The organism is Streptomyces sp. NPDC048277, from assembly GCF_040652235.1.
In the GTDB taxonomy this organism is placed as follows: domain Bacteria; phylum Actinomycetota; class Actinomycetes; order Streptomycetales; family Streptomycetaceae; genus Streptomyces.
The window spans coordinates 53,405-80,258 of sequence record NZ_JBEZLQ010000009.1 but is presented as its reverse complement, the minus strand read 5'-3'; the positions used below and the strand labels follow the sequence as shown (position 1 = coordinate 80,258).

General features: G+C 72.2%; 26 protein-coding genes. 16 read left to right on the top strand and 10 right to left on the bottom strand.

Going from position 1 to position 26,854, the window contains the following annotated elements; translation table 11 throughout:
- Positions 1 to 2: 2 nt before the first annotated feature.
- The 3 genes from AB0D85_RS20745 to AB0D85_RS20735 form a co-directional block, all read right to left on the bottom strand.
- A complete protein-coding gene (locus AB0D85_RS20745) occupies positions 3 to 623 on the bottom strand; it encodes a hypothetical protein (RefSeq protein WP_362322113.1) in 621 nt (206 codons plus the stop codon).
- 78 nt (positions 624 to 701) lie between these two features.
- Complete coding sequence (locus AB0D85_RS20740) at positions 702 to 1,301, bottom strand: histidine phosphatase family protein (RefSeq protein ID WP_362322111.1); 600 nt, start codon at positions 1,299 to 1,301, stop codon at positions 702 to 704.
- A 43-nt stretch (positions 1,302 to 1,344) separates the two neighbouring features.
- On the bottom strand, positions 1,345 to 2,553 hold the full coding sequence (locus AB0D85_RS20735; RefSeq protein ID WP_362322109.1) for a pyridoxal phosphate-dependent aminotransferase: 1,209 nt from the start codon (positions 2,551 to 2,553) through the stop codon (positions 1,345 to 1,347).
- An 81-nt stretch (positions 2,554 to 2,634) separates the two neighbouring features.
- Between AB0D85_RS20735 and AB0D85_RS20730 the strand changes: the two genes are divergently transcribed.
- Entirely contained in the window at positions 2,635 to 3,261 is a 627-nt protein-coding gene (locus AB0D85_RS20730) for a winged helix-turn-helix transcriptional regulator (protein WP_362322107.1), read from the top strand.
- A 228-nt stretch (positions 3,262 to 3,489) separates the two neighbouring features.
- Here the strand turns inward: AB0D85_RS20730 and AB0D85_RS20725 are convergent, their stop codons facing one another.
- From AB0D85_RS20725 to AB0D85_RS20715, 3 genes are all read right to left on the bottom strand, one after another.
- Positions 3,490 to 4,320, bottom strand: a complete 831-nt coding sequence (locus AB0D85_RS20725) for a hypothetical protein (RefSeq protein ID WP_362322105.1) — start codon at positions 4,318 to 4,320, stop codon at positions 3,490 to 3,492.
- On the bottom strand, positions 4,320 to 5,585 hold the full coding sequence (locus tag AB0D85_RS20720; protein WP_362322103.1) for a VWA domain-containing protein: 1,266 nt from the start codon (positions 5,583 to 5,585) through the stop codon (positions 4,320 to 4,322). Before AB0D85_RS20720 ends, AB0D85_RS20725 begins: the two co-directional genes overlap by 1 nt.
- Positions 5,586 to 5,687: 102 nt before the next feature.
- Entirely contained in the window at positions 5,688 to 7,220 is a 1,533-nt protein-coding gene (locus tag AB0D85_RS20715) for an IucA/IucC family siderophore biosynthesis protein (RefSeq protein ID WP_362322101.1), read from the bottom strand.
- A 117-nt stretch (positions 7,221 to 7,337) separates the two neighbouring features.
- On the opposite strand from AB0D85_RS20715, the gene AB0D85_RS20710 reads away from it, so the two are divergent.
- The 4 genes from AB0D85_RS20710 (at position 7,338) to AB0D85_RS20695 (ending at position 11,073) form a co-directional block, all read left to right on the top strand.
- Positions 7,338 to 8,846 (top strand): IucA/IucC family protein, encoded by a 1,509-nt coding sequence (locus AB0D85_RS20710; protein WP_362322099.1) that lies wholly within the window; start codon positions 7,338 to 7,340, stop codon positions 8,844 to 8,846.
- 84 nt (positions 8,847 to 8,930) lie between these two features.
- On the top strand, positions 8,931 to 9,746 hold the full coding sequence (locus AB0D85_RS20705) for an SDR family oxidoreductase (RefSeq protein ID WP_362322097.1): 816 nt from the start codon (positions 8,931 to 8,933) through the stop codon (positions 9,744 to 9,746).
- A 101-nt stretch (positions 9,747 to 9,847) separates the two neighbouring features.
- Complete coding sequence (locus AB0D85_RS20700) at positions 9,848 to 10,777, top strand: HipA family kinase (protein WP_362322095.1); 930 nt, start codon at positions 9,848 to 9,850, stop codon at positions 10,775 to 10,777.
- Positions 10,774 to 11,073: a SelT/SelW/SelH family protein gene (locus tag AB0D85_RS20695; protein WP_362322093.1), complete on the top strand. Its 300-nt coding sequence runs from the start codon at positions 10,774 to 10,776 to the stop codon at positions 11,071 to 11,073. The genes AB0D85_RS20700 and AB0D85_RS20695 overlap by 4 nt, the downstream gene beginning before the upstream one ends.
- Here the strand turns inward: AB0D85_RS20695 and aceB are convergent.
- Both aceB and AB0D85_RS20685 read right to left on the bottom strand, forming a co-directional pair.
- The gene (gene aceB, locus AB0D85_RS20690) at positions 11,070 to 12,692 is read right to left on the bottom strand and encodes a malate synthase A (protein ID WP_362322091.1); all 1,623 of its coding nucleotides are present in this window, start codon (positions 12,690 to 12,692) and stop codon (positions 11,070 to 11,072) included. The genes AB0D85_RS20695 and aceB overlap by 4 nt on opposite strands.
- A 184-nt stretch (positions 12,693 to 12,876) precedes the next feature.
- Entirely contained in the window at positions 12,877 to 13,476 is a 600-nt protein-coding gene (locus AB0D85_RS20685; RefSeq protein WP_362322089.1) for a nucleotidyltransferase family protein, read from the bottom strand.
- A gap of 155 nt (positions 13,477 to 13,631) precedes the next feature.
- On the opposite strand from AB0D85_RS20685, the gene AB0D85_RS20680 reads away from it, so the two are divergent.
- Complete coding sequence (locus AB0D85_RS20680; protein ID WP_355715078.1) at positions 13,632 to 13,946, top strand: DUF5955 family protein; 315 nt, start codon at positions 13,632 to 13,634, stop codon at positions 13,944 to 13,946.
- Between the two features lie 81 nt (positions 13,947 to 14,027).
- On the opposite strand, the gene AB0D85_RS20675 is transcribed toward AB0D85_RS20680, so the two are convergent.
- Entirely contained in the window at positions 14,028 to 14,816 is a 789-nt protein-coding gene (locus tag AB0D85_RS20675) for an IclR family transcriptional regulator (protein WP_362322086.1), read from the bottom strand.
- A 284-nt stretch (positions 14,817 to 15,100) separates the two neighbouring features.
- Between AB0D85_RS20675 and allB the strand changes: the two genes are divergently transcribed.
- From allB to AB0D85_RS20640, 7 genes are all read left to right on the top strand, one after another.
- Positions 15,101 to 16,438 (top strand): allantoinase AllB, encoded by a 1,338-nt coding sequence (allB, locus tag AB0D85_RS20670; RefSeq protein ID WP_362322084.1) that lies wholly within the window; start codon positions 15,101 to 15,103, stop codon positions 16,436 to 16,438.
- 49 nt (positions 16,439 to 16,487) lie between these two features.
- Positions 16,488 to 17,600 (top strand): allantoicase, encoded by a 1,113-nt coding sequence (gene alc, locus AB0D85_RS20665; protein ID WP_362322082.1) that lies wholly within the window; start codon positions 16,488 to 16,490, stop codon positions 17,598 to 17,600.
- Positions 17,601 to 17,825: 225 nt separating this feature from the next.
- Positions 17,826 to 18,635, top strand: coding sequence for an AIM24 family protein (locus AB0D85_RS20660; RefSeq protein ID WP_362322080.1), 810 nt, complete (start codon positions 17,826 to 17,828; stop codon positions 18,633 to 18,635).
- 220 nt (positions 18,636 to 18,855) lie between these two features.
- A complete protein-coding gene (locus AB0D85_RS20655; protein WP_362322078.1) occupies positions 18,856 to 19,251 on the top strand; it encodes a ribonuclease domain-containing protein in 396 nt (131 codons plus the stop codon).
- 343 nt (positions 19,252 to 19,594) lie between these two features.
- Positions 19,595 to 20,842, top strand: coding sequence for a histidine kinase (locus AB0D85_RS20650; protein ID WP_362322076.1), 1,248 nt, complete (start codon positions 19,595 to 19,597; stop codon positions 20,840 to 20,842).
- Positions 20,843 to 20,885: 43 nt separating this feature from the next.
- Positions 20,886 to 21,560: a response regulator transcription factor gene (locus AB0D85_RS20645; RefSeq protein WP_362322074.1), complete on the top strand. Its 675-nt coding sequence runs from the start codon at positions 20,886 to 20,888 to the stop codon at positions 21,558 to 21,560.
- Positions 21,561 to 21,653: 93 nt separating this feature from the next.
- Positions 21,654 to 22,838 carry a cytochrome P450 gene (locus tag AB0D85_RS20640; RefSeq protein WP_362322072.1) on the top strand — a complete coding sequence of 395 codons (1,185 nt, stop codon included), beginning with the start codon at positions 21,654 to 21,656 and terminating at the stop codon, positions 22,836 to 22,838.
- A 93-nt stretch (positions 22,839 to 22,931) separates the two neighbouring features.
- Here AB0D85_RS20640 and AB0D85_RS20635 read toward each other — a convergent pair whose 3' ends face one another.
- Positions 22,932 to 23,942 carry a Gfo/Idh/MocA family oxidoreductase gene (locus AB0D85_RS20635; protein ID WP_362322070.1) on the bottom strand — a complete coding sequence of 337 codons (1,011 nt, stop codon included), beginning with the start codon at positions 23,940 to 23,942 and terminating at the stop codon, positions 22,932 to 22,934.
- A gap of 130 nt (positions 23,943 to 24,072) precedes the next feature.
- Between AB0D85_RS20635 and AB0D85_RS20630 the strand changes: the two genes are divergently transcribed.
- The 3 genes from AB0D85_RS20630 to AB0D85_RS20620 all read left to right on the top strand — a co-directional run bounded on the left by AB0D85_RS20630 (position 24,073) and on the right by AB0D85_RS20620 (position 26,779).
- Positions 24,073 to 24,810 (top strand): GntR family transcriptional regulator, encoded by a 738-nt coding sequence (locus AB0D85_RS20630; protein ID WP_362322596.1) that lies wholly within the window; start codon positions 24,073 to 24,075, stop codon positions 24,808 to 24,810.
- A gap of 245 nt (positions 24,811 to 25,055) precedes the next feature.
- Entirely contained in the window at positions 25,056 to 26,201 is a 1,146-nt protein-coding gene (locus AB0D85_RS20625; RefSeq protein WP_362322068.1) for an ROK family glucokinase, read from the top strand.
- Positions 26,198 to 26,779 carry a sugar kinase gene (locus tag AB0D85_RS20620; protein WP_362322066.1) on the top strand — a complete coding sequence of 194 codons (582 nt, stop codon included), beginning with the start codon at positions 26,198 to 26,200 and terminating at the stop codon, positions 26,777 to 26,779. Before AB0D85_RS20625 ends, AB0D85_RS20620 begins: the two co-directional genes overlap by 4 nt.
- The last annotated feature ends 75 nt before the right edge of the window (positions 26,780 to 26,854 follow it).

Genomic DNA, 26,854 nt, shown 5'->3' with positions numbered 1-26,854 from the left:
CGTCACACCCGGCGCGGCGATGCCAGCAGATAGCGCGTTCTGGTCCGGGGTTCCGTGTACTCGCCGGTCTGCCAGCCGGCCTGCTCCAGGGTCGCCGCGCAGGCCCGCAAGCGCTCGCCCTCCGGCGCGTACACGGCGACCGCCTCCGGCTGCGGGGTCGCACGCACCCGGTAGCCGGCGGTGTCCGGCCCCTCGGGCGGGTGCCCGGCCGCCTCCAGGGCGAGGGCGGCGGCCCGCACCAGATGCGTACGCTCCCAGCCGCACGGCCGGTCCACGGCGCCGTCGGGGTTGGTCATCCGGCGCAGTTCGAGCAGCCCCTGCCAGGCGCTGTGCACCTCGCGGACGCGGGCGGGTCCGCCGACGGCCGTCTCCTCGCCGCCGACGCGCGCGGCGAACACCCCGTCCGGCTCGGGCTGGGCCACCAGCTGGGGCTGCGGAGCCGCCTCCCGTATCCGATGCCCCGCCGGCGTCAGGAAGTGGTCGTGCGGCGGGCGCGGGTGCCGGAAGGCGAGGCCGTGCCTCACCAGCGCCGCCAGCTGCGCGTCCGTGCCCCGCAGCCGTCCGGTGACCGGGTCGGCGGCGTCGATGACACGCCGCTGCGCGGCGGTGGTCGGTCGGGCCACGGCGTGCTCCTTCCCGGCGTCGAGCGGTACTGATCCCTTCTCCGAAGGCTACGACCGGGGACTGACAGCGGGGTCCCGCTACGTGCTGGGCCGGATGTTCCACCCCGCGATCACCGGCCGCGCGTGCTCCGTGCTCAGCCGGCACAGCGTTCCGGTCGCCAGCTGGAAGAGGGCCCCCTCGGACGGGGGCAGATGGAGGCGGCGGGCGGTCAGGACGCGCAGGAAGTGGCCGTGGGCCACCAGCAGCACGACCCCCTCCGTGTTGGCGAGGGCCGCGTCGACCTTGGCCAGCATCCGGTCGGCGCGTTCCCCGACCTGCTCCGGGGTCTCCCCGGGGTGCTCCGGCGGACCGGGCGCGACCCCGTCCGTGAACAGGAACCAGCCCGGCCGGGTGCGCTGGATCTCCACGGTGGTCACGCCCTCGTAGCCGCCGTAGTCCCATTCCCGCAGGTCGGTGTCGATCCGGGCATCGGGCACCCCGATCAGCTCGGCGGTCTCCCGGGCCCGCTGGAGCGGGCTGACGAAGGCGGCGCCGATGCGATGGGAACGGATCAACGGCACCAGCCGCCGCGCCTCGGCCCGCCCGTGCTCGGTGAGCGGCACGTCGGTCCAGCCGGTATGCCGTCCGGACCGCGACCACTCGGTCTCACCGTGCCGGACGAGAAAGAGATCACCCATGGGTCCGAGGCTAAGAGCCCGGGCCGTCCGCCGCCCGGTGTGGCTACTGCCGATAGCCGCTCAGGAACCGTCCGATCCGGCCGATAGCCGTCTCCAGGTCCTCCGCGTGGGGGAGGGTGAGGATGCGGAAGTGGTCGGTGGTGGGCCAGTTGAAGCCGGTGCCCTGGACGACCTGGATCTTCTCCTGGAGCAGCAGGTCCAGCACGAACTTCTCGTCGTCGTGGATCGGGTGGACCTTGGGGTCGATGCGCGGGAACGCGTAGAGCGCGCCCTTCGGCTTGACGCAGGAGACGCCCGGGATCTCGTTGAGCTTCTCCCAGGCCACCGTGCGCTGCTCGTGCAGCCGGCCGCCGGGGGAGGTGAGTTCGCGGATGGACTGGCGGCCGCCGAGCGCGGCCTGGATGGCGTACTGGGCGGGCGCGTTGGGGCACAGCCGCATGGAGGCCAGCATGGTGAGGCCCTCCAGGTAGTCCTTGGCGTGCTGCTTGGGGCCGGTGACGACCAGCCAGCCCGAGCGGAAGCCGGCCACCCGGTACGTCTTCGACAGGCCGCAGAAGGTGAGGACCACCAGGTCGGGGGCGAGGGCCGCGGTCGAGTGGTGGACGGCGTCGTCGTACAGGATCTGGTCGTAGATCTCGTCCGCGAAGACCATCAGGCCGTGCCGGCGGGCCAGGTCGAGGATGCCCTCCAGGATCTCCCGGGGGTACACCGCGCCGGTCGGGTTGTTCGGGTTGATGATCACCACGGCCTTGGTTCGGTCCGTGATCTTCGACTCCATGTCGGCCAGGTCCGGGTACCAGTCGGCCTGCTCGTCGCAGAGGTAGTGCACCGCCTTTCCGCCGGCGAGGGTCGTCACGGCCGTCCAGAGGGGGAAGTCCGGGGCCGGGATCAGGATCTCGTCGCCGTCCTCCACCAGCGCCTGTACGGCCATCGAGACCAGCTCCGACACGCCGTTGCCCAGGAAGACGTCGTCGACGCCCACCTCCAGGCCCAGGGTCTGGTAGCGCCCCGCCACGGCCCGGCGGGCGGAGAGGATGCCGCGCGAGTCCGTGTAGCCGTGCGCCTGCGGGAGCATCCGGATCATGTCCTGGAGGATCTCCTCCGGCGCCTCGAAGCCGAACAGCGCGGGGTTGCCGGTGTTCAGGCGCAGCACGCTGTGGCCCGCCTCCTCCAGCGCGTTGGCGTGCTCGATCACCGGTCCGCGGATCTCGTAACAGACCTCGCTGAGCTTGTTGGACTGCCGGAACTCCATGCGCCCCTCCGGGAACTCGTGTTGCTTGGTTTTACCAAGTAGGAGCTTGGAAAGTCCAACATCTTGTCTAGACTGCGTCGCATGTCACCTCGCCGAAGCTACGACCAGTACTGTTCCGCAGCCCGCGCCCTCGACGTCGTCGGCGACCGCTGGACCCTGCTGATCGTCCGCGAACTGCTCGCCGGTCCCCGCCGCTACACGGACCTGCACGCGGATCTGCCCGGGGTCAGCACGGACGTCCTCGCCTCCCGGCTGAAGGACATGGAGCGGGACGGGGTCACGAACAGGCGGCGGCTGCCGCCGCCGGGTGCCGCCTACGTCTACGAACTCACCCGGCGCGGGCGGGAGTTGCTGCCGGTGCTCCAGGCGCTGGGCACATGGGGGGAGCCCGAGCTGGGCGAACGCCGGCCCACCGACGCCGTACGCGCCCACTGGTTGGCGCTGCCGCTGCTCCGGGCCCTGGAGGGCGAGGGGCTCGTCGAGGTCCGGCTGGAGGAGGGGGACTTCCATCTGCACGTCGGCGCGGAGGACGGTCCGGTGTACGGCGACGGTCCGGCACCGCGCGAGCCCGACGCACGGCTGCTGCTCGACACGGAGACCTGTACGGCGCTGGCCCAGGGGGAGTTGGGGCTGCCGGACGCGGTGCGGGCGGGACGGGTGACGGTGACGGGGGACGGGGCGCTGGCCAAGGAGCTACGAGAGGTGTGAGGCCGGGTCTCCGTCCCGGGCACCGGCGGCTCGGCCGGTGTGCGGGACGGAGACCCGGGGGCTCGGCCGATCGCCGATCGCCGATCGAGCCGGGGCGGCATCGGGATCGGTTGATGCCCGGGGTTCCGTCGTCGGCCCGGCCGAGTCCGGGGTGGCGTGGCGACTGGCCGCCACCCCGGACTCGGACTCTTCAGGTGACCGAGTCGGGTGGGTGGGTGGGCAACGGGGTCAGGCGCCCGGCGGTATCCGGGACGGCCGCCCCGACCCCCGGGTCAGCGCATACCCGCCGATCCCGGCCAGCGCGGCCAGCACGCCGCCGATCCCGGTCCACACCCAACGGTCCGTCCACCAGCCGGAGGACCATCCGCCGTCGGGTTCGATGCTGGACAGCACGGCCGACTTCGCCGACTTCGTGGTCGAGGAACTGCTCTCGTCCGACTCGGACTTGACCGCGATCCCCGGCACCAGCGGCTTCGCCAGCGAGCCGTCCACCGCCGCCGAGCCGCCGATGTCCTTGGAGTCCACCCGGACCTCGGCGCTCACCGGCTGACCGAGGTCCGCCGAGCCCAGGTTCACCACCGTCAGCCGGATGTAGTACGTGCCCGGCAGCGGGTCGTCGGCCCACGGCTCCGACCACGCGCGCACGGTACGCATCACGCAGGCCAGCTCCACCGAGGCGGTGCCCTGCGCGGCCGTGCGGGTCTGCGCGCCGTACTGGCAGGACTGGCGGCGCCGCAGGCCGTCGTACACGTCTATCTGCCAGGTCTGCGCCGCGTGCGAGTCGGGCAGCTTGACCGTCGCCTTCACGTCGGGACGCTGGCCGGCGTCCGCCGGGAACGACCAGTACAGGTAGTCCCCCGTCGATCCGCTGGCCGTCGCCTGCAGGCCCTGGTCGATCTCGGTCGCCGTACGGAAGGACGTGCCCGCCTGGGTGGGCGCGGCGCTGTCGTCCGAGGCGCTCGGGGAGGGCGAGGCGTCGTCGGCGACCGCTGGCCCCGCCGCCAGTCCCGCCGCCAGCAGGGCGGCGCTCAGGGTGTTCAACACACGTGTGATCCGCATCAGTTGGTCCTCCAGACCGCGACCCGCCAGCGCGACACCCAGCCCCACAGCAGACCCGCGAGGAAGCCGGTCAGCACCAGCGCGCCGAGCAGCCACCAGCCGCGGCCCAGACCGAAGGAGGCGACGTCGCTCGCCTTCGACGGCCCGTCCACCACGTCGACCGTCAGCTCGACCGGCAGACCGGGACTGGTCTTCACCCCGGACGCGGCCGAGAAGGAGTTGGTCACCTGGATGCAGACGGTCTCGGCGGCGGCGTTGTCGTCGTCGCTCTCGGCCTTCGGGTAGCGCAGTCCGGTCGAGATCACGTCCGTACGGCCCGTGCCCGACGCCTCGCCCCGCACGATCTCGCGCCCGTGCGCGGTCACCGCCCGCAGCAGCACACCGTAGTTCGCGTTGACGGCCCGGTCGGCGGCGACACTCACCGAAGCGCGCAGCTCCTGGCCGGGGTTGACGTCGACCTTGTACCAGCGCTGCTGCCCGAACTCCTCACGGTCGGTGTACAGCCCCGACTTCAGCGCGGGCGCGGAGGAGCACTGGCCGGTGCCCTCGGTCGCCACCGGCGTCACCACGGGGTCCGCCGCCCGGTCCACCAACTGGCCGACCCGGTCGCTCAGTTCCTCCTTGTGCTGCACGGAGGTGTACGTGCCGCCGGTCGCGTCCGCGATGCAGCTCAGCTGGTCGCGGGTCTTCGCGTCCGGCACCAGGCCGAGGGTGTCGATGGTCAGCCCGACGCCCTTGGCGGCGATCTCGCGGGCCACCTCGCACGGGTCCAGCGGCGGGCACGTGTCCTCGCCGTCGCTGATCAGGACGATACGGCGGGTCCCGTCACCGCCCTGGAGGTCGTCGGCCGCCTTGAGCAGCGCGGGGCCGATCGGGGTCCACCCGGTGGGCGTGAGCGTGGCCACGGCGGTCTTCGCCTCGGTGCGGTCCAGCGTGCTGACCGGGTAGAGCTGCGCGGTGTCCTTGCAGCCCGTCTTGCGGTCGTTGCCGTGGTAGTTGGCGCCGAGCGTGCGGATGCCGAGCTGGACCCCCTCGGGGGTCGCGTCCAGCACCTCGTTGAACGCCTGCTTGGCCGCGGCCATCCGCGTCCCGCCGTCGATGTCCGCCGTCCGCATGGACCCGCTGACGTCCAGCACGAGCTCCACCTTGGGAGCGGCCTGGCCGTCGGTCTCGTCGGCGACCGCTCCGCCGGGGAACGCGATCCCGGCCCCCAGGGCGGCGAGCAGAGCGCAGACTCCCGCCGCCAGCCGTTGTGTTCTGATCATCGGCGGATCTTATTGATCAGAGGTGCCGGGCTCCAAAACGAGGTCCGGGCGCCGAAACGGGAGTGACCGGCAGACCAACGGAGGGCGGCGGGCGACCGTCGGTCACCGGGTCCCGGCGAGCGGGTTCGGCAGCGCCGCCCACTGGTCCCCGGGCACCTCCGGCGACAGCCGCATCAGCGTCAACGCCTTCGCGGGCAGCGGGCCTTCGCGGAGGGCCGTCAGGTCGGGGGTCGGCGGCAGGTCCGGGACGACCGCCTCCAGGGCCGTCGCCAGGGCCGTCCCCGAGCCCGCCGTGCCCGCCAGGGCGCCCGCGACGAGGGAGCCGAACAGCTTGCGGCGCAGAGTCGTTTCGTCGTCCGTGACCAGGCGGCCCGTCAGGTCGGGCGGGGTGATGCCGTGGCGGGCCAGACGGGCGGGACCGAGGCGGATGTCGGCCAGGTCGCGGTAGACCAGACGCAGCGGCGCGCCGGTCGCCGAGAGCACCACGAGGAGGTTCTGGCCATGTGCCTCCAGGGCCACGCCCAGGTCGAGGAGGCGCAGTCCGACCGTCAGCGCGAGACGGGTGAAGTCGGCCAGCCAGGACGGCGATCCGGGCAGGGCGGTGGTGGCCAGGGCGGCCACCGGCAGGACGTGTTCGCCGGGTGCCGCGTACGCCTCGGGGGACTCGCGCAGCACCGCCGCCAGATCGGGGGAGTCGGCGGTCGCCGCGCCCAGGGTGCGGGTGATGTGCAGGAGTCCGTCCGTGCGGGACGCCAGGTCCGCAGCGAAGGACGACAGTGTCATCGCCGCGTCGATCGAGTACGCCGAGATGTCCCGCACGGACGAGGTCAGCCGGGCGCTGAGCGCGGTCTTCACATGGGGTCCGTCGGGGAGGGCCAGCGTACGCAGGGACATCAGCGGGTGAGCGTCCCGCCAGGGCCCGCCGGTGCCGCCCTTGAGCACATGAGCGCTCTGCCAGGGATGCACGGGGATCAACAACCGGTCCCCGTCCCGGAGTTCGTTCGGCCAGTCGCCGGTCAGCAGGCACTCAGCGGCCGCGACCGGGACCGTCTCCAGCCGTACCACCGGCCGGTGCTCCGGCCCGTACGCGAGCTGCTCCGCCGCCGAGAAACCCGGCCGGGAACGGCAGTTGGGGTGGAAGGGGTGCCCGTCGACCACCCGTTGCTCCCACTCCCAGTCCCTGCCCCGGCCCGCGGCCGGGGCGGCCCCCACCGGCCACTCCTTCGGGGGAAACTCCTGATCCGCCCGCGACAGCGCCAACGACGCGGCACTGTGCCCGAGTTCGGCCGCGAACCCCGCCGAGTGCGGCCACCCGAGATCCGTCATCAGCCGCGCCGGATCGTCGTACGGCACCCCGTCCAGCCGTACCGCGGTCACATACGCGTCGGTGGCGTACGGATCCGCGTGCGGACCGTGCAGCGCGCGCCCGTCGGCCAGCCACAGGGCCAGGCTGTGGGCCCCGCGCACCCGGCGCGCCACCCACGGCAGCGGCTCGTGCGCCAGCGCCCGCCACAGCCGGGTCAGCACCGCCGCCCGCGCCCCGGGCAGCTCGGCCGTGTACCGGTCGACGAGGTCCGGCCGTACCTCGGCCAGCTCCGCGGCGAGCCGGTTCTCGATGGGGGAGGGACGGTGCACGGGAGGGCTCCTCGGGGGCGGGTACGACGGTCCTGATGCCCGTCGACGAGAGACATACTGAAGGTGATCGGACCGTGCGGACGCGGACCGGTCGGACTGTGTGGACGTGGAGAACGAATGGATCGCGTGGACCTCATGCCCCCCAGCGACGCCGACGCCGTCGGAGAGCGCGCCGACGCGTACGCTGCCGCGCCCCTGCTCAACTGTCTGCTGCGGGAGGTGGCCCAGCCGCTCCCGGACACCGGGGACGGGCAGCCGCGGGTCTACCGGCTGCCCGGCGGCGGACGGCTGCTGCGGGTGCGCGGCGGACGCCGGCCCGCCGCGCCCGAGGTGTACGCGGCCGGCCGCTGGCACCGCATCGGCCACGCCGAGCTGGTGAAACTCGTCGCCGAGGAACTGCGCAGGCACACCGGGCTGTCCAACGGCGACCTGCCGACCGAGATGATCGACAGCCGGGACGCGGTCGCCGCGCTGCTCACGGCACGCGCCCGGGCGACGGCGCCCGACGACCCGTACCTGCGCTCGGAGCAGTCCCTCATCACCGGCCATCCCTACCACCCCGCCCCCAAGGCGCGCGGCGGCGGCCCGGTCGCCGCCTGGCTGCCGTACGCCCCCGAGGTGCACGCCCGGTTCCCGCTGGTGCTGCTCGGGGTGCGGGAGGACCAGGTGGCCGAGGAGGGCGACATGGCGGCGCTGGACGCGCTCGCCGCCGTACCGCAGGGATACCGGCTGCTGCCGGCCCACCCCTGGCAGCTCGACCTGGTCGCCCGCGATCTCGCCCCGGCCTTCGCGGACGGGCGGCTGCTGCGCCTCGGCGGGACGGACTTCGAGGCCTGGCCGACGGCCGCGATCCGCACGGTGTACGAGCCGGTGCGGGACCTGTTCCTCAAGTTCAGCCTGGATGTCCGGATCACCAACGACATCCGTCGGCTGTGGGCCCACGACCTGCGGAAACTGCACCGTACGAACGCGGCCGCGACCGCCGCCTTCGCGGCGATGGACGGACCGGCCGGCTGGCTCGGCGACCGCGGCTACCGCACCGCGCGCTTCGCCTTCGAGGAACTCGCGGTCATCGTGCGGGACGGGTTGCGCGGGCCGCTGCTGCCGGGGGCGACCCCGCTGCTCGCGGCGGGCCTGGTCGAGGGCTACGACGGCGACCCGCTGGCCGCGGCGGCGGATCCGGAGGCCTGGTGGCAGGCGTACCTGGGCGCGGTCGTACCCCCGGCCCTCACCGCCTTCGCCGAGCACGGCGTCGTCCTGGAGGCGCATCTGCAGAACACCCTGGTCGCCGTAGACGCGGACGGCCTGCCGGTGCAGGCGCTGTACCGGGACGCCGAGGGGGTGAAGCTGCTGGCCGACGTGGAGCGGGCCGCCGGGTGGGAGCGGCTGGTGTACTGCCTGGTCGTCAACCATCTGACCGAGGTCGCCGTCGCCCTCGCCGAGCGGCACCCCGGGTTCGACCCGTGGCCCGCGGCGCGGCGGGAGCTGGGACGGCATCCGCTCCCGGAGGTGGCCGGGCTGCTGACCTCGCCGACCCTGCCGGGCAAGACGAACCTGCTGCTGCGCTGGACCGGCGCGGACGGCGCCGACGCGCGCTATCTGCCGTTGCCCAACCCGCTGGCCTGAAGTCGCCTCGACCGGCGGCGCCGCGGTGCCGTCCGCATAGGATCGCCTGGCCTGATCCCCTGCCGGTGAGGAGCGCCAACGGTCATGGCAGACCAGCGAGTTGTCGTAGTGACCGGTGGCGGTACCGGCATCGGCGCCGCCACCGCCCGGCTGCTGCGGGCCGCCGGACACCAGGTCGTCATCGGCGGGCGGCGGCCCGAGCCGCTGCGGCGGCTGGCCGACGAGACCGGCGCCCTGGCCCACCCCGGCGACCTCGCGGACCCGACGGCGGTCCAGGACCTCGTCGACACCGCGGTCTCCCACCACGGCCGGCTCGACGGACTGGTCCTCAACGCGGGCATCGGCCGCAGCGGCGCGGTCGGCGACCTCTCGGACGAGACCTGGGCCGAGGTCATGCGCACCAATCTGACCGGCCCGTTCCTGATCCTGCGCGCCGCGCTCCCGCACCTGCTGGCGGCCCGCGGCTCGGTCGTCGCGGTCGCCTCCGTCGCGGCGCTGCGCAACGGGTGGGGCAACGCCGCGTACGCCACCTCCAAGGCCGCGCTCCTCCAGCTGTGCCGCTCGGTGGCCGTCGACTACGGAAGCCGGGGGGTGCGGGCCAACACCGTGTGCCCCACCTGGGTGCGCACCGAGATGGCCGACGGCCGCATGGCCCGCTTCGCGGCCGAGGAGGGCCTGGCCGGCGGGGTCGAGGAGGCGTACGCGGAGGCCACGGCGCTGGTGCCCGCCGCCCGCCCGGGCGATCCGGCCGAGGTCGCCGAGGCGATCGCCTGGCTGCTGTCGCCCGCGGCCTCCTTCGTCAACGGCGCGACCCTCACGGTGGACGGCGGAACCACGGCCCTCGACCCGGGGACGGTGCCGTTCGGCTTCCGGATCGAGAGCCGCGGCGGCGATCACTGACGACGAACCCGGCTCTGTCACGCTCGGTTACGCTGGTCACTTCACGTCGGAGGCCGGAAGCGCGCCGGCTGCAAGCGCTCAGGCCGGAATGAGGGGCGGACATGCTGAGGGAGGTCACCGCGACCCGCTATGTCGCACCGCTGCGATCGGGCGGCTCGGTTCCCGGCATCGTCGAGGCCGACGACCTCGGGACGTACGTGGTCAAGTTCACCGGCTCCGCGCAGGGCCACAAGGCGCTGGTCGCCGAGGTGATCGTGGGGGAGCTGGCGCGGGCGCTCGGGCTGCGCTTCCCCGAGCTGGTCCTGGTGCACTTCGACCCGGCGATCGCCGCGGAGGAGCCGCACCAGGAGGTGCGCGACCTGCACGCGGCCAGCGGCGGAGTGAACCTCGGGATGGACTTCCTGCCCGGCGCCGCGGACTTCACCCCGGAGATCGCCCAGGTCTTCCCCGTGGACCCGCTGGAGGCGGGCCGGGTCGTCTGGCTGGACGCGCTCACCGTCAACGTCGACCGCACGGTCCACAGCTCCAACCTCATGGTCTGGCCCACCTTCGGCACCGCGACCCCGCACCTGTGGCTCATCGACCACGGCGCCGCCCTCGTCTTCCACCACCGCTGGGACACCTCGACGCCCGCGAAGGCGTACGACTTCCGCCACCACGCCCTCGGCCGGTACGGCCCCGACACCCGCGCCGCCGACGCCGAACTCGCCCCCAGGGTGACCGAGGAACTGCTGCGCGAGATCCTCGCCGAGGTCCCGGACGCCTGGCTCACCGACGCCGGAGCCGGCACCGCCACCGGCTTCGGCACGCCCGACGAGGTGCGCGAGGCCTACGTCGGCTATCTGCTGGCCCGGGTGCGGGCCTCGGCCGAGTGGCTCCCCACCGATTTCCCGGGCCGCGACCAGCTCGCGGCCGAGGAGGCCGCCCGTGCGGCCAGGACGCGGCAGGGACGCCCGGCGTGGCTGAAGCGGGTCCCCGACCTGCACGGCAAGCCCGCGGCTCAACAGGATTGGTCGGTGCACCTCGGATGAGTGACAGCCAGAGCGTCGAGACGCAGCGCGTCGAGATCGAGTACTGCACCCAGTGCCGCTGGCTGCCCCGCGCGGCCTGGCTGGCGCAGGAACTGCTGACCACCTTCGAGACCGAGCTGACCGAACTGGCCCTGAAGCCCGGCAAGGGCGGGGTCTTCGTCGTCCGGGTGAACGACGAGGTCGTCTGGGACCGCCGCGACCAGGGCTTCCCGGAGCCGACGGCCGTGAAGCAGGCCGTACGCGACCGAGTGGCCCCGGGAAAGCCCCTGGGCCACTCGGACAAGCCCGGTTCCTAGCCCCGGAGTTGCCGGTATGCGGGCAGGGTCAGGAAGTCCGCGTAGTTCTCGTCGAGGGAGACCTGGAGCAGTAGGTCGTGGGCCTGCTGCCAGTGGCCGGCCGCGAAGGCCTCCTCGCCGGTCTCCTCGCGGATGGCGGCGAGTTCCTCGGCGGCGACCTTGCGGGCCAGCTCCGGAGTGGCCTTCTCGCCGTTCTCGAACTCGACGCCCGCGTTGATCCACTGCCAGATCTGCGAGCGGGAGATCTCCGCGGTGGCCGCGTCCTCCATGAGGTTGAAGATGGCCACCGCGCCCAGGCCGCGCAGCCACGCCTCGATGTAACGGATGCCCACCTGGACGGCGTTGACCAGACCGGGGTACGTCGGCTTCGCCTTCAGCGTGTCGATCGCGATCAGGTCGGCGGCCTCGACATGGACGTCCTCGCGCAACCGGTCCTTCTGGTTCGGCCGGTCGCCGAGGACCCGGTCGAAGGACTCCATGGCGATCGGGACCAGGTCGGGGTGGGCGACCCAGGAGCCGTCGAAGCCGTCGTTCGCCTCGCGGTCCTTGTCGGCGCGGACCTTCTCGAAGGCGACCTTGTTGACCTCGGCGTCCCGGCGGGACGGGATGAAGGCCGCCATGCCGCCGATCGCGTGCGCCCCGCGCTTGTGGCAGGTACGGACGAGGAGTTCGGTGTACGCCCGCATGAACGGGGCCGTCATCGTCACCGCGTTGCGGTCCGGGAGGACGAACCTGGGCCCGCCGTCACGGAAGTTCTTGACGATCGAGAAGAGATAGTCCCAGCGGCCGGCGTTCAACCCCGAGGCGTGATCCCGCAGTTCGTACAGGATCTCCTCCATCTCGTACGCGGCGGTGATCGTCTCGATCAGCACGGTGGCGCGGACGGTGCCCTGCGGGATGCCGACGTAGTCCTGCGCGAAGACGAACACGTCGTTCCAGAGCCGGGCTTCGAGGTGCGACTCGGTCTTCGGGAGGTAGAAGTACGGCCCCTTGCCGAGGTCGAGCAGCCGCTGGGCGTTGTGGAAGAAGTAGAGCCCGAAGTCGACGAAGGCGCCGGGGACCTGCTCGCCGTCGACCTCGATGTGCCGCTCGTCGAGATGCCAGCCGCGCGGCCGCATGACGACCGTCGCCAGCTCCTCGTTCGGGCGCAGGGCGTACGACTTGCCCGAGCCGGCGTCCGTGAAGTCGATGTTCCGGGTGTACGCGTCGATCAGGTTCAGCTGGCCCAGGACGACGTTCTCCCAGGTCGGCGCTGAGGCGTCCTCGAAGTCCGCGAGCCAGACCCTGGCGCCCGAGTTGAGGGCGTTGATGGTCATCTTGCGGTCGGTGGGGCCGGTGATCTCGACCCGCCGGTCGTTCAGCGCCTCGGGGGAGGGGGCCACCTTCCAGGAGTCGTCCGCGCGGATCGCGGCGGTCTCCGGGAGGAAGTCGAGCGTGGAGGTGCGGGCGATCTCGGCACGACGCTCGGCGCGGCGGGCGAGGAGTTCGGCGCGGCGCGGGGAGAACCGCCGGTGCAGCTCGGCGACGAAGGCGAGCGCCGCGTCGGTGAGGACCTCCTCCTGCCGGGGCAGGGGCGCGGCGTCGACGATGGCCGGCGGAGACGGCGCTGGTGCGGACATGAGCTGTCACTTCCTTCAGCGGTGGCACCGGGTGCCAGTCGTTCCGGGTGGAGCGAAGCACGCCCGCTCAGGGGTCGGGCGCTTCTGAACAGTGGATACTAGTTTCCTCATCGTGGAAGTTCAATCGTTTGTTGATGTCAAGATTCTCCGAGTCGAGCCAAAGTGGCGCTCAGTGTCATCCCGCTCACTCAAGGTGGCCCAGATCGGCCTCCGTGTCGATGTCGTACGGCTCGGCCACGTCCCCGCACTCGACCAGCGTGATCGTCTCCTCGTGGGTCTTGAGATAGCCGCGGGCGCCCTGGTCCCCGACCGCGCCGGCGGCGATCCCCGCCCAGTGCCGGGCACCGAACAGCACGGGATGCCCGCGCACGCCGTCGTAGGCGGCCGACACCAGGGACGACTCGTCCTGGTGGCGGGCGATGACCCGGGCGACGGCCTCGGCCCCGATCCCCGGCTGGTCCACCAGCGAGACGACCACGGCCCGTGCCCCGGTCCCGGCGAGCGACTCCAGCCCCGCCCGCAGCGAGGACCCCATGCCCTCGGCCCAGTCCGGGTTCTCCACGATCACGCAGCCGTCCAGTTCGGCCCGCTCCCGGACCTCGTCCGCACGGGCCCCCAGGACCACATGGACCGGCCCGCAGCCGCCCGCGCGCAGCACCCCTACCGCGTACTCCACCAGGGGTCGCCCCCGGTGCGTCAGCAGCGCCTTGGGCCGCCCGCCGAGCCGTCTGCCACCGCCGGCGGCCAGCAGCAGCCCGGCGATCTGGTCATGCGTGTCCGTCATGCGTCCTGCATACCCGACACCGGTGCGGGCGGCCGGTTCCGCAGGGCTGAATTTCGGTCCGCGCTGTAGCGCTTTCCGCACGGGAGGGCGTTTACTGACCCGCGTCCCCAGGCGCCCGACCAACGCCACGGGACACCTGGCGAGGGGGGAGAGCTGTGTTGCGGAGCTTGGGACAGAGGCCAGTGACCGGCAGCGACGATGATCCGAGGGTTACGGAACTACGCACGGCGGTCTCCAGACTGCGCCGCGAACTGGCCGCGCATCCGGCCGAGTTCCCGGACCGCGTCATAGCCGAGGACGAACTGGCGGCCCTGGCGGCGATGGCGACGGGCGGCATGCCGGAGATCCCCCGCCTGCGCCGGTCCCTGTTACTGATAGCGGGAGCGATCGGTTCGGTGAGCGCACTGTCACGGGGCCTGTCGGACGTACGTGAGGCGGTCGACCTGTTCGGCGAAACACCGAGAGCCTGAGCGCCCCGTCAGGGGCGCGGGGAACTGCGCGACCAGCCCCCACCCACCCGCACCCGCCAACGCTCCGGTCGGCGCCACCCCTTACGCTCCCGAACTCACCAACGCCTGAGACAACTCAACGGCCACCTGCTGCAGCACCGGCACGATCTTCTCCGTCGCCGCCTCCGTGACCCGCCCCGCAGGCCCGGAGATCGAAATGGCCGCGGCGGTAGGCGAATCAGGCACGGACACGGCAAGACACCGCACCCCGACCTCCTGCTCGTTGTCGTCCACGGCATACCCCAGCCGCCGTACCTCCTCCAACGCGGCGAGGAAGCCGTCCGGTGTCGTGATGGTCTTCTCCGTCGCCGCGGGCATTCCCGTCCGCCCCAGCAGCGCCCGCACCTCGGCGTCCGGCACATTCGCCAGCAACGCCTTCCCCACCCCGGTCGAGTGGGGCAGCACCCGGCGCCCCACTTCCGTGAACATCCTCATGGAGTGCTTCGACGGCACCTGTGCCACGTACACGATCTCGTCCCCGTCGAGCAGCGCCATGTTCGCCGTCTCCCCGGTCTCCTCGACCAGCCGCGCGAGATACGGCCGCGCCCACGTGCCCAGCAGCCGGGACGCCGACTCGCCGAGCCGGATCAGCCGGGGCCCGAGCGCGTACCGCCGGTTGGGCTGCTGGCGCACATAGCCGCAGGCGACCAGCGTGCGCATCAGCCGGTGGATCGTCGGCAACGGCAGCCCGCTGCTCGCGGACAGCTCGCTGAGGCCCACCTCGCCGCCCGCGTCCGCCATCCGCTCCAGCAGATCGAAGGCGCGCTCGAGGGACTGGACCCCGCCGCCGGACTTGGCGGAGTCGGTGGTGCTGGCGCTGGACGTCGGCACGGCGCGTTCCTTTCGGGACTGCCTCTCGGGGCGGGCAGGGGGCAGAAGCCTACCCGGCAGCCGGTTGACTCCCCGCTTGTACATAGCTACGTTCTGCTTGTCGGAATTCTAATTCCGCTTTGTGGAAACGTCCAGAGCGGGCGCCCATGGGGCCGTGAGAGGCAGTGTGCCCTTGACGGCGTGAGAGTGGGAGTGAAGACTCCTTCAACAGAACGTTGAATTCCGTTACATGGGTGTAAATCCCGTTTCCCGGAAGTAAAACGGCGGCAGAGAGAGGGGTCCGGGTGTCCGACGCTGAACTGGTGCTGCGCTCGACGCGCGTCATCACCCCGGAGGGGACACGGGCCGCCTCGGTCGCCGTGTCCGCCGGGACGATCACGGCCGTACTGCCGTACGACGCTCCGGTCCCGGAGGGTGCGCGCCTGGAGGACTTCCGCGACGACGTCCTGCTGCCCGGCCTGGTCGACACCCACGTCCATGTGAACGACCCGGGCCGTACCGAGTGGGAGGGCTTCTGGACCGCCACGCGCGCGGCGGCGGCCGGCGGCATCACCACCCTCGTCGACATGCCGCTGAACTCCCTCCCGCCGACCACCACGGTGGACAACCTCCGGGTCAAGCGTGATGTCGCCGCCGACAAGGCGCACATCGACGTCGGCTTCTGGGGCGGCGCGCTGCCCGGCAACGTCGAGGACCTGCGCCCGCTGCACGACGCCGGCGTCTTCGGCTTCAAGGCGTTCCTGTCGCCGTCCGGCGTGGACGAGTTCCCGCATCTCGACCAGGAGCAGCTCGCCCGGTCCCTGGCGGAGATCGCCTCCTTCGGCGGCCTGCTGATCGTGCACGCCGAGGACCCGCACCACCTGGAAGCCGCGCCACAGCAGGGCGGCCCCAAGTACGCCGACTTCCTCGCCTCCCGCCCGCGCGGGGCGGAGGACACGGCGATCGCCCAGCTGATCGCCCAGGCGAAACGCCTCGACGCGCGCGTGCACGTCCTGCACCTGTCCTCGTCCGACGCGCTGCCGCTGATCGCCGAGGCCAAGCGGGACGGCGTCCGGCTCACCGTCGAGACCTGCCCGCACTACCTCACCCTCACCGCCGAGGAGGTCCCGGACGGCGCCAGCGAGTTCAAGTGCTGCCCGCCGATCCGCGAGGCGGCCAACCAGGACCTGCTCTGGCAGGCACTGGCGGACGGCACCGTCGACTGCGTCGTCACCGACCACTCGCCCTCCACGGCCGACCTCAAGACCGCCGACTTCGCGACCGCCTGGGGCGGCATCTCGGGCCTCCAGCTCAGCCTCGCCGCCGTGTGGACCGAGGCCCGCAGGCGCGGCCACGGCCTGGAGGACGTGGTCCGCTGGATGTCGGCCCGCACGGCCGCGCTCGTCGGCCTCGACGACCGCAAGGGCGCCATCGCACCGGGCCGGGACGCCGACTTCGCCGTCCTCGCGCCCGACGAGACCTTCACGGTCGACCCGGCGGGCCTCCAGCACCGCAACCGGGTCACCGCGTACGCCGGCAGGACCCTGTACGGCGTCGTGAAGTCCACCTGGCTGCGCGGCGAACGCATCGTCGCGGACGGCGAGTTCTCGCCCCCGCGCGGCCGCCTCCTCACCCGCGTCTGAACCCCGCTCCCTCCCGCACCCGCAACGGCCGACACCGAAAGGAACACCTTTGACGGCGATCCCGACTTTCACCGGCGACGCGCACCCCTACTCCGGCGGCGACCCGTACGCGGACTACCGCACCGCCGACTTCCCCTTCACCCAGTACGCCAACCTCGCCGACCGGCAGCTCGGTGCCGGGGTCGTCGCCGCCAACGACGAGTTCTTCGCCGAGCGGGAGAACCTTCTCGTCCCCGGGCGGGCCGAGTTCGACCCCGAGCACTTCGGGCACAAGGGCAAGATCATGGACGGCTGGGAGACGCGCCGCCGCCGCGGTGCCTCGGCCGGGCACCCCTGGCCGACGGCCGAGGACCACGACTGGGCGCTGGTACGCCTCGGCGCGCCGGGCGTCGTACGCGGGATCGTCGTCGACACGGCCCACTTCCGCGGGAACTACCCCCAGGCGGTGTCGGTCGAGGGCACGTCCTTCCCCGGCTCCCCCTCCCCGGACGACCTGCTGGCCGACGACGTGAAGTGGACGCCCCTCGTCCCGCGCACCCCGGTGGGCGGCCACGCGGCGAACGGCTTCACCGTCTCCGTGGAACAGCGCGTCACCCACCTCCGCGTCAACCAGCACCCCGACGGCGGCATCGCACGCCTGCGGGTGTACGGCGAGGTCGTGCCCGATCCGCGGTGGCTGGCGGCGCTGGGCACCTTCGACGTGGTCGCCCTGGAGCACGGCGGCCAGGTCGAGGACGCGTCCGACCGCTTCTACTCGCCGGCCACCAACACCATCCAGCCGGGCCGCTCCCGCAAGATGGACGACGGCTGGGAGACGCGCCGCCGCCGCGACCAGGGCAACGACTGGATCAGCTACCGCCTCACGGCCCAGTCCCAGATCCGCTCCCTCGAAATCGACACGGCGTACCTGAAGGGCAACAGCGCGGGCTGGGCGTCGGTGTCGGTGAAGGACGGCGAGGACGGCGAGTGGCGCGAGATCCTCCCGCGCACCCGCCTCCAGCCGGACACGAACCACCGCTTCGTACTGGCTTCCCCCGCCGTCGGCACGCACGCGCGCGTGGACATCTTCCCGGACGGCGGCATCTCGCGGCTACGGTTGTTCGGGTCGCCGACGGAGGCGGGAGCAGCGAGGCTGACAACAAGGCACCGCGAACTGTCCTGACCTCTCCTGCCCACCCGCCCACTCGACTCGGCCTCTCAAGAAGCGCGCTCGAAAGCGGTGGCGGCGCGACGGGCGGCGCGGGGCGACGGGCGGGGCGTACTGAGCGCTCGACGAATGGGCCCGCTCTTCATCTCCGCGGCTCTTTGACCTCGCTTCTCAAGCAGCCGAGTCGGGTGGGTGGGCGCGCGGAGGGAACCGGTCGGCCGCCCGCTACGTTCTTCACCCGTGACCCTTCAGCAAGAAATCGTCGGCAACGCCATGCAGATGGCGGTCGTCAACCTGAACCCCGGCCAGACCGTCTACTGCGAAGCCGGAAAGTTCCTGTTCAAGACGGTGAACGTGACCATGGAGACCCGGCTGAGCGGTCCGTCGGGCAACGGCGGTCAGCCGCAGGGCGGCGGCGGCATGGGCGGCATGCTCCGCCAGGCCATGGGCACCGCCATGCAGGTCGGCCAGCGCATGCTCGCCGGCGAGTCGCTGGCGTTCCAGTACTTCACCTCCCAGGGCGGCCAGGGCACCGTCGGCTTCGCGGGCGTGCTCCCCGGCGAGATGCGCGCGCTGGAACTCGACGGCACGCGCGCGTGGTTCGCCGAGAAGGACGCCTTCGTGGCCGCCGAGTCCAGCGTCGAGTTCGGCATCGCCTTCGCCGGCGGCCGCACCGGCATGAGCGGCGGCGAGGGCTTCATCCTGGAGAAGTTCACCGGCCACGGCACGGTGATCATCGCCGGCGCGGGCAACTTCATCGACCTCAACCCCGCTGACTTCGGCGGCCGTATAGAGGTCGACACGGGCTGTGTCGTCGCCTTCGAGGAGGGCATCCAGTACGGCGTCCAGCGCGTCGGCGGCCTCAACAGGCAGGGCATCATGAACGCCGTCTTCGGCGGCGAGGGCCTCTCCCTGGCCACCCTGGAGGGCAACGGCCGGGTGATCCTGCAGTCCCTCACCATCGAGAGCCTCGCCAACGCCCTGAAGAAGGCCCAGGGCGGCGACAAGCAGGGCCCGACGGGCGGGCTGTTCTCGACGCACGCGGGATGAGGTGCCGTGGCGGCGACCGATGAGTTGCGGGCGCCGCAGGGGTTCGTACATCGCCGAGCAGAACGCCTAGCAGCGCCGACGTGATCTTCGCGCAGGTCGGGGCCTGTCTAGTGAAGAGGGCGGGCCCCAGGTTAACTCCCTGAAAACGAAAGGGACTTGACGGAAAATTCTTCGGACTTGTCATTGACATGCCACTGTCTACGCGCGTCATCATGGAGCCATGAGATTCCCCCCACGAATCACCCGCATCGGCGCCGCGGGCGCCCTGCTGTCCGCCCTCCTCGTCGGCGGTACCGTCACCGCCACCACGGCGGACGCCGCTGCCAGCTCGGTCGGCAGCATCTGCTACAGCGCCCTGCCGTCGCAGGCGTACGACACGCTCGACCTGATCGCCTCGGACGGTCCGTTCCCGTACTCGCAGGACGGGACCGTCTTCCGCAACTCGGAGGGCATCCTGCCGAGCGAGCCCTCCGGCTACTACCACGAGTACACGGTCATCACGCCCGGCTCCTCCACGCGCGGAGCGCGACGCATCGTGACCGGTGAGGCGTACCAGGAGGACTACTACACGTCGGACCACTACGCCTCGTTCGACCTGATCGACTTCGGTTGCTGAGCAGTCCGCCGAGTCGACCGGTCCGACACCAGGAACGGCGCGACCAGCCGGAGGCCCGGTCCGCGTTCAGCCGGACCTCCGGCTCCCCGCGACGGCGAACAGCCGTCGAGGAGAACGATCTGTTGCCGTAGGCCCACCCGCCAGTGGTGCCGGCAGCTGTCTCACGGTACGACCCTCGCCCCGCGGCTTCCCCCCATGCCATCGGCCGTGGGGCGAGTCGTACCGTCGGAAGACTGCCGCCACGCGCGCGTGGCACATCGAAAGTCCACACGAGCACAACTTTGGTCGACGATCCCGTGCGCGGGGCGGTGCCACGGCCCGGGCCTGCGTAGATTTGGCGACCGTGAGCGGTGACATTCCAGTACGGACGTTCGAGGGCAGGCGGTGGCTCTTCCCGTCGGCCGTGCTCCATGAACTCGATCCCGACGCCGACGGACGGCGCCCCCGCCGTACCGCGCGGGACTGGCTCGTCGACTTCAGTTCGTTCCTGCTGGCCCTCGTCGTCGGTGCGGCCACCGCGAACTCCGTCCGGCACGAAACGCACCTCCCGCACGCCGTCGCCGTCCTCGACGTGCTGATCGGCGGCCTCGCCTGCGGCATGGTCTGGCTGCGCCGGCGCTGGCCGCTCGGCCTGGCCGTGGCGATGATCCCGGTCGGCTTCGTCTCCGCCACCGCGGGCGGTGCCTCCATGGTCGCCCTCTTCACGGTGGCCGTGCACCGGCCCTTCCGGCACCTGGCCTGGATCTGCGCCGCCGGCCTGGCGCTGGTCCCGCTCTTCTACTGGTGGCGGCCCGACCCCGATCTGCCCTACCTCGTGGTCGTCGTGCTCGCCTCGCTGCTGACGCTCCTGGTGGCCTGCCTCGGCATGTTCGTCCGCACCAAACGGCAGCTGATGCTCACCCTGCGCGACCGGGCCCGGCGCGCCGAGACCGAGGCCGGGCTGCGTGCCGAACGGGCCCAGCGGCTGGCCCGGGAGGCCATCGCCCGCGAGATGCACGACGTCCTCGCCCACCGGCTGACCCTGCTCAGCGTGCACGCAGGCGCCCTGGAGTTCCGGCCCGACGCACCCCGGGAGGAGATCGCCCGGGCCGCCGGGGTCATCCGGGAGAGCGCCCACGAGGCACTCCAGGACCTGCGCGAGATCATCGGCGTCCTCCGCGCGGCCGACGGCGACGAGGCCGGCGGCCGCCCGCAGCCCACGCTGGCCGCCCTGGAGGCGCTCGTCGCGGAGTCCCGCCAGGCCGGTATGAAGGTCACCCTCGACAACCACGTGGGCGACCCGGCGGCCGTCCCCGCCTCCGTCGGCCGTACCGCCTACCGCATCGCCCAGGAGGGCCTCACCAACGCCCGCAAGCACGCGCCGGGCGCCGAGGTCACCGTCAAGGTCACCGGCGCCCCGGGCGCCGGCCTGGACATCACCGTGCACAATCCCGCCCCCGAGACCGAGGCCCCGCCCGTCCCCGGCTCGGGGCAGGGCCTGATCGGCCTGACCGAACGCGCCACGCTGGCCGGAGGACGCCTCGAGCACCGGGCCGTCGCCGACGGCGGCTTCGAGGTGCGGGCCTGGCTGCCCTGGGCGGCGGCGGCCTGAACCGCACCACGTGATGGCGTACCCGCGTGGTTTCGTAGGAGCCATGACCGCGATCAGACTGCTGCTCGTCGACGACGATCCGCTGGTGCGGGCGGGGCTGTCCCTCATGCTGGGCGGGGCCGAGGACATCGAGATCGTCGGGGAGGCCGCCGACGGCGACGAGGTCGAGGCGCTCGTCGACCGCACCCACCCGGACGTCGTCCTGATGGACATCCGCATGCAGGCCGTGGACGGGCTCACCGCCACCGAGCGGCTGCGCGCGCGTGCGGGCGCCCCGCAGGTCGTCGTCCTGACCACCTTCCACGCCGACGAACAGGTGCTGCACGCCCTGCGCGCGGGCGCCGCCGGGTTCGTCCTCAAGGACACCCCGCCCGCCCAGATCGTCGACGCGGTACGCAGGGTCGCGGCCGGCGACCCCGTCCTGTCACCCGCCGTCACCCGCCAGCTGATGCGGCACGCGGCCGGTACCGGTACCCGGGCCGACACCCGGCAGGCACGTGCGCGTGAACGGCTCGCCGCCCTCAACGAGCGCGAACGCGAGGTCGCCGTCGCCGTCGGCAGGGGCCTCGCCAACGCCGAGATCGCCACCGGCCTCTTCATGAGCGTCGCCACCGTCAAGGCCCATGTCTCCCGGGTCCTGGCCAAGCTCGGCCTCAACAACCGGGTCCAGATCGCCCTCTTGGCGTACGACGCGGGGCTGCTCGAAGACACTCCCTAGGGCGTCCCCGGGCCCCGAGGGCACCAATCGGGGGGCCGGTGCGTTGTGGATGTACAGGGATGACTCGGGGGACGCGTCCTGAAGGGGGAGCACATGACGCGGGTGATCGACCTGGGGGAGTACGGCGACAGGTTCCGTATCGACCCGCACCCGGTGTACGCGCGGCTGCGGGAGCGCGGCCCGGTGCACCGGGTGCGGCTGCCGGGCGCCGACCAGTTCTACGAGAGCTGGCTGGTCGTGGGGTATGAGGAGGCGCGGGCGGCGCTCGCCGACCCCAGACTGGCCAAGGACACCGCCGAAATCGGATTCCGGTTCCTGGACGAGGAGCTGATCGGCAAGTACCTGCTGGTCGCCGACCCGCCCCAGCACACCCGGCTGCGCGGACTCATCACACGCGCCTTCACCGCACGCCGCGTGGCCGAACTGGGCCCGAGAATCCAGCAGATCACCGACCGGCTGCTCGACGAGATGCTCCCGCGCGGCCGCGCCGACCTCATCGACGCCCTCGCCTACCCGCTGCCCATCACGGTGATCAGCGAGTTGCTCGGCGTCCCCGAACTGGACCGCGCGCGGTTCCGGAAGCTCTCCAACGAGGCGATCGTGCCCAGCGGTTCGGGCGGGGAGTACGAGGCGTTCGTGGGGCTCGGCGAGTACCTGGCGGAGCTGATCGAGGACAAGCGGTGCGCGGGCCCGAGCGGCGACCTGCTCAGCGACCTGCTCCGCACCACCGCCGAGGACGGGGACCGGCTCTCCGTCGACGAGCTGCGCGGCATGGCGTACCTGCTGCTGATCGCCGGCCACGAGACCACCGTCAACCTGATCGGCAACGGCGTCCTCGCCCTGCTCACCCACCCGGACCAACTGGCCGCCCTGCGCGCCGACATGAGCCTGCTGGACGGCACGGTCGAGGAGGTCCTGCGCTGGGAGGGCCCGGTGGAGAACGCGACGTACCGGTACGCCGCCGAACCCCTGGAGATCGCCGGCACCGCCATCGCCCAGGGCGACCCCGTGATGATCGGCCTCACCGCCGCCGACCGCGACGGGGCCCGCTATGCCGAGCCCGACCGCTTCGACATCCGCCGCGACAACCGCGGCCACCTCGCCTTCGGCCACGGCATCCACTACTGCCTGGGCGCACCCCTGGCCCGTCTGGAGGCCCGTATCGCCCTGCGTTCCCTCCTGGAGCGGGCCCCGGACCTGGCCCTGGACGGCCCGCCGGGGGAGTGGCTGCCGGGAACGCTGATGAGAGGGGTGAGGCGCCTGCCGGTGCGCTGGTAGCGAGTGGCGGCGGGGGAGGGGGCGGGGGCAGGTGGCGGAAGGTGATGGCGGTCCCGGGGACCGGGGCCGTACCGCACGCCGGTCCGGGGCCGCTCAGCCGAGCCGGTCGGGGATCTCCGCCAGTGCCACCGGTCTTCGCTCGTGCCGGGACATCTCGCAGGCCTCCGCGATCCGCAGCGCCTGGAGCGCCTCGCGCCCGTCGCAGGGGTTGGCGAGCGCGCCCCGCACCACGTCGACGAAGGCGCACAGCTCCGCCTCGTAGGCGGGCCCGAACCGCTCCAGGAAGCCGGGCCACGGCTTGTCCGCGGGCGGCGGTCCGGTCGGCTCGGTCGAGGCCACCGGCGTGCGGTCGTCCAGTCCGACCACCACGGTGTCCCGTTCTCCGGCGAGCTCCATGCGTACGTCGTACCCGGCGCCGTTCAGCCGGGCCGCCGTGGCCGTGGCCAGCATGCCGTCGTCCAGGGTGAGCAGTGCCGCGCCCGTGTCGACGTCACCGGCCTCGCGGAACATCGCGGGCCCGGCGTCCGAGCCGGTCGCGTACACGTCGACCACCTCGCGGCCGGTCACCCAGCGCAGCACGTCGAAGTCGTGGATCAGCGTGTCCCGGAACAGCCCGCCGGACAGCGGCAGCCACTCCGGAGGGGGCGGCGACTGGTCGGAGGTCAGCGCCCGTACGGTGTGCAACCGTCCGAGCCGCCCGGAGCGCACCGCCTCCCGGGCGCCCGCGTAGCCCTTGTCGAAGCGCCGCTGGAAGCCCATCTGCAGCACGGTCCCGGCCTTCTCCACCTCGGCCAGGGCGTGCAGCGTGCCCGGCAGGTCGAGGGCGATCGGCTTCTCGCAGAACACCGGCAGCCCGGAGCGCGCCGCCCGGCCGATCAGGTCCGCATGCGCCGAGGTCGCGGTGGTGATCACCACGGCGTCCACGCCCCACTTGAAGATCTCGTCCGTCCCCGGTGCCGCCGTCTCCCCGAGGCGGTGCGCGAGATCCTGGGCCCGCGCCGGGTCCACGTCCGTCAGGATCAGCGATCCGACCTCGCGATTGCGGCTGAGCGTGTTCGCGTGGATGGTGCCGATGCGGCCCGTACCGATGACCCCGATGCGCATGGGAACAAGGTGCTGGTGCACACGGTGCGCTGTCAATCCGTATGTCCGGACAATCGAACCAGACAACTTCCCGCCAACCCGTCACGGAGATACGCTCGGGCCCGTGCCGAAACCAGATGTGGACCCGACCGTGTCGCTCGACCTCAGAGTGGACCGAAGCTCACCGGTGCCGTTGTACTTCCAGCTCGCCCAGCAGCTGGAAGCGGCCATCGAGCACGGCTCGCTCACCCCCGGCAGCCTGCTGGGCAACGAGATCGAACTCGCCGCACGGCTCGGCCTGTCCCGCCCGACCGTCCGTCAGGCCATCCAGTCCCTCGTCGACAAGGGCCTCCTGGTCCGCCGCCGGGGCGTCGGCACCCAGGTCGTGCACAGCCAGGTCAAACGCCCCTTGGAGCTCAGCAGCCTCTACGACGACCTGGAGTCGGCCGGGCAGCGGCCCGCGACGAAGGTCCTGGTCAACACGGTCGTCCCGGCGACCGCCGAGGTCGCGGCCGCGCTCGGGGTCGCCGAGGAGACCGAGGTCCACCGCATCGAACGGCTGCGGCTGGCGCACGGCGAGCCGATGGCGTACCTGACCAACTATCTGCCGCCCGGCCTGCTCGACCTGGACACCGGTCAGCTGGAGGCGACCGGCCTGTACCGCCTGATGCGGGCCGCCGGGATCACCCTGCACAGCGCCCGCCAGTCCATCGGCGCGCGCGGCGCCACGGCGGCCGAGGCCGAGCGGCTCGCCGAGCCGGAGGGCGCCCCGCTGCTCACCATGCAGCGCACCACGTACGACGACACCGGCCGTGCCGTCGAGTTCGGCGACCACATCTACCGGCCGACCCGCTACTCCTTCGAGTTTCAGCTGCTCGTACGATCCTGAGCGCCGCCTTCTCCTTCGCTGTGCTGGTCGCAATGTCCGGACAATGTGACCGCGAGATGCCCCCGCCGATGTAAGGGGTGTACCCCCTGTTCGATACCGAGGCTTTCGGGGCGGGTGGGCATCGCGGCGGCGGGGGCGCTCTCCACGCGACCTGCCACAACGCACTCGCACCCGGCAACGGCGCCATAGTCTCCTTATCTCCCCCGAACGGCACTCACGCGCACGGTGAGGCAGAATCAGGCCCGATGAGCACCTACCGCGACCTCACCGCTCCCATCGGCTCCCGCCGTGCCCCGGTCCTTCGAACCGTCGGCACCAGGGAACGCCGGTCCCACCTGACGGCCCCGCGTGTGCCGACGGTGGGCATCGACATCGGCGGCACCAAGGTCATGGCGGGCGTCGTGGACGCCGACGGCAACATCCTGGAGAAGCTCCGCACGGAGACCCCGGACAAGTCCAAGAGCCCGAAGGTCGTCGAGGACACGATCGTCGAACTGGTCCTGGACCTGTCCGACCGGCACGACGTGCACGCGGTGGGCATCGGCGCCGCCGGCTGGGTCGACGCCGACCGCAACCGCGTGCTGTTCGCGCCTCACCTGTCCTGGCGCAACGAGCCCCTGCGGGACCGGCTGGCCGGCCGGCTCGCCGTGCCCGTCCTGGTCGACAACGACGCCAACGCCGCCGCCTGGGCCGAGTGGCGCTTCGGCGCCGGCCGCGGCGAGGACCACCTGGTCATGATCACGCTCGGCACCGGCATCGGCGGCGCGATCCTGGAGGACGGCCAGGTCAAGCGCGGCAAGTACGGCGTCGCCGGCGAGTTCGGCCATATGCAGGTCGTGCCCGGCGGTCACCGCTGCCCGTGCGGCAACCGCGGCTGCTGGGAGCAGTACAGCTCCGGCAACGCGCTGGTCCGCGAGGCCAAGGAGCTGGCGGCGGCCGACTCCCCGGTGGCGTACGGGATCATCGAGCACGTCAAGGGCAACATCGACGACATCACCGGCCCGATGATCACGGAGCTGGCCCGCGAGGGCGACGCCATGTGCATCGAGCTGCTTCAGGACATCGGCCAGTGGCTCGGCGTCGGCATCGCCAACCTCGCCGCGGCCCTCGACCCGTCCTGCTTCGTGATCGGCGGCGGCGTGAGCGCCGCCGACGACCTGCTGATCGGCCCCGCGAGGGATGCGTTCAAGCGCCAGCTGACCGGCCGCGGCTACCGCCCCGAGGCCCGGATCGCGCGTGCCCAGCTGGGCCCCGAGGCCGGCATGGTCGGCGCCGCCGACCTCGCCCGGCTGGTCGCCCGCCGGTTCCGGCGCGCCAACCGGCGCCGGGTCGAACGGTACGAGCGCTACGAGCGGTACGCGGAGGCCCGCCGTACCCGGGACACCGCATGATCGCTTCACTGCCCCACCAGGCCGCGCCCCCGGACGGACCGCGGCGCCCGCCCGAGACCCCGGGCCACAAGGCGCGGCGCCGGACGCTGACGCTGCTGATCATCGTGCTGCTCATCGGCGTGCCGGCCGGCTATCTGGTGATCTCCGCCAACCAGAGCCGCAACAGCGGCAAGGACAAGGAGTCCAAGTACTCGGCGACCGGCCTCGCCGAGGGCTGGCCGTCCAAGGTGCAGCGGCGCCTCTACCAGGTGCCGGTCCCGCACCCGGCCGACCGGATCGCCTACTACGAGACGAACAACTGGAAGACCAGCCGTCTCTACGTCCAGTTCCGCACCAACAGCGCCGGCCTGGACAGCTTCCTGGAGGGCATGGGCGTCAACCAGGACGACCTCAAGAAGGGCGACATCAGCATCAGCACCCGCGACCAGAAGATCACCGGCTGGAAGTTCACCGGCCCCGGAGCCTGGTCGGGCCTGACGCACACCCAGAAGAACCCGGCGCCCACCCAGGACGTGGTCGTGAACACGGCCGACCCGAACTATCCGATGATCTACGTCGTCTCGCGCACCGTGCCGTGACGACGGGTCCCGGCCGGTGGCCGGGGCCGATTGTCAGACCCCGCCCGTACAGTCGAAGACGTCTGATCCGACAGG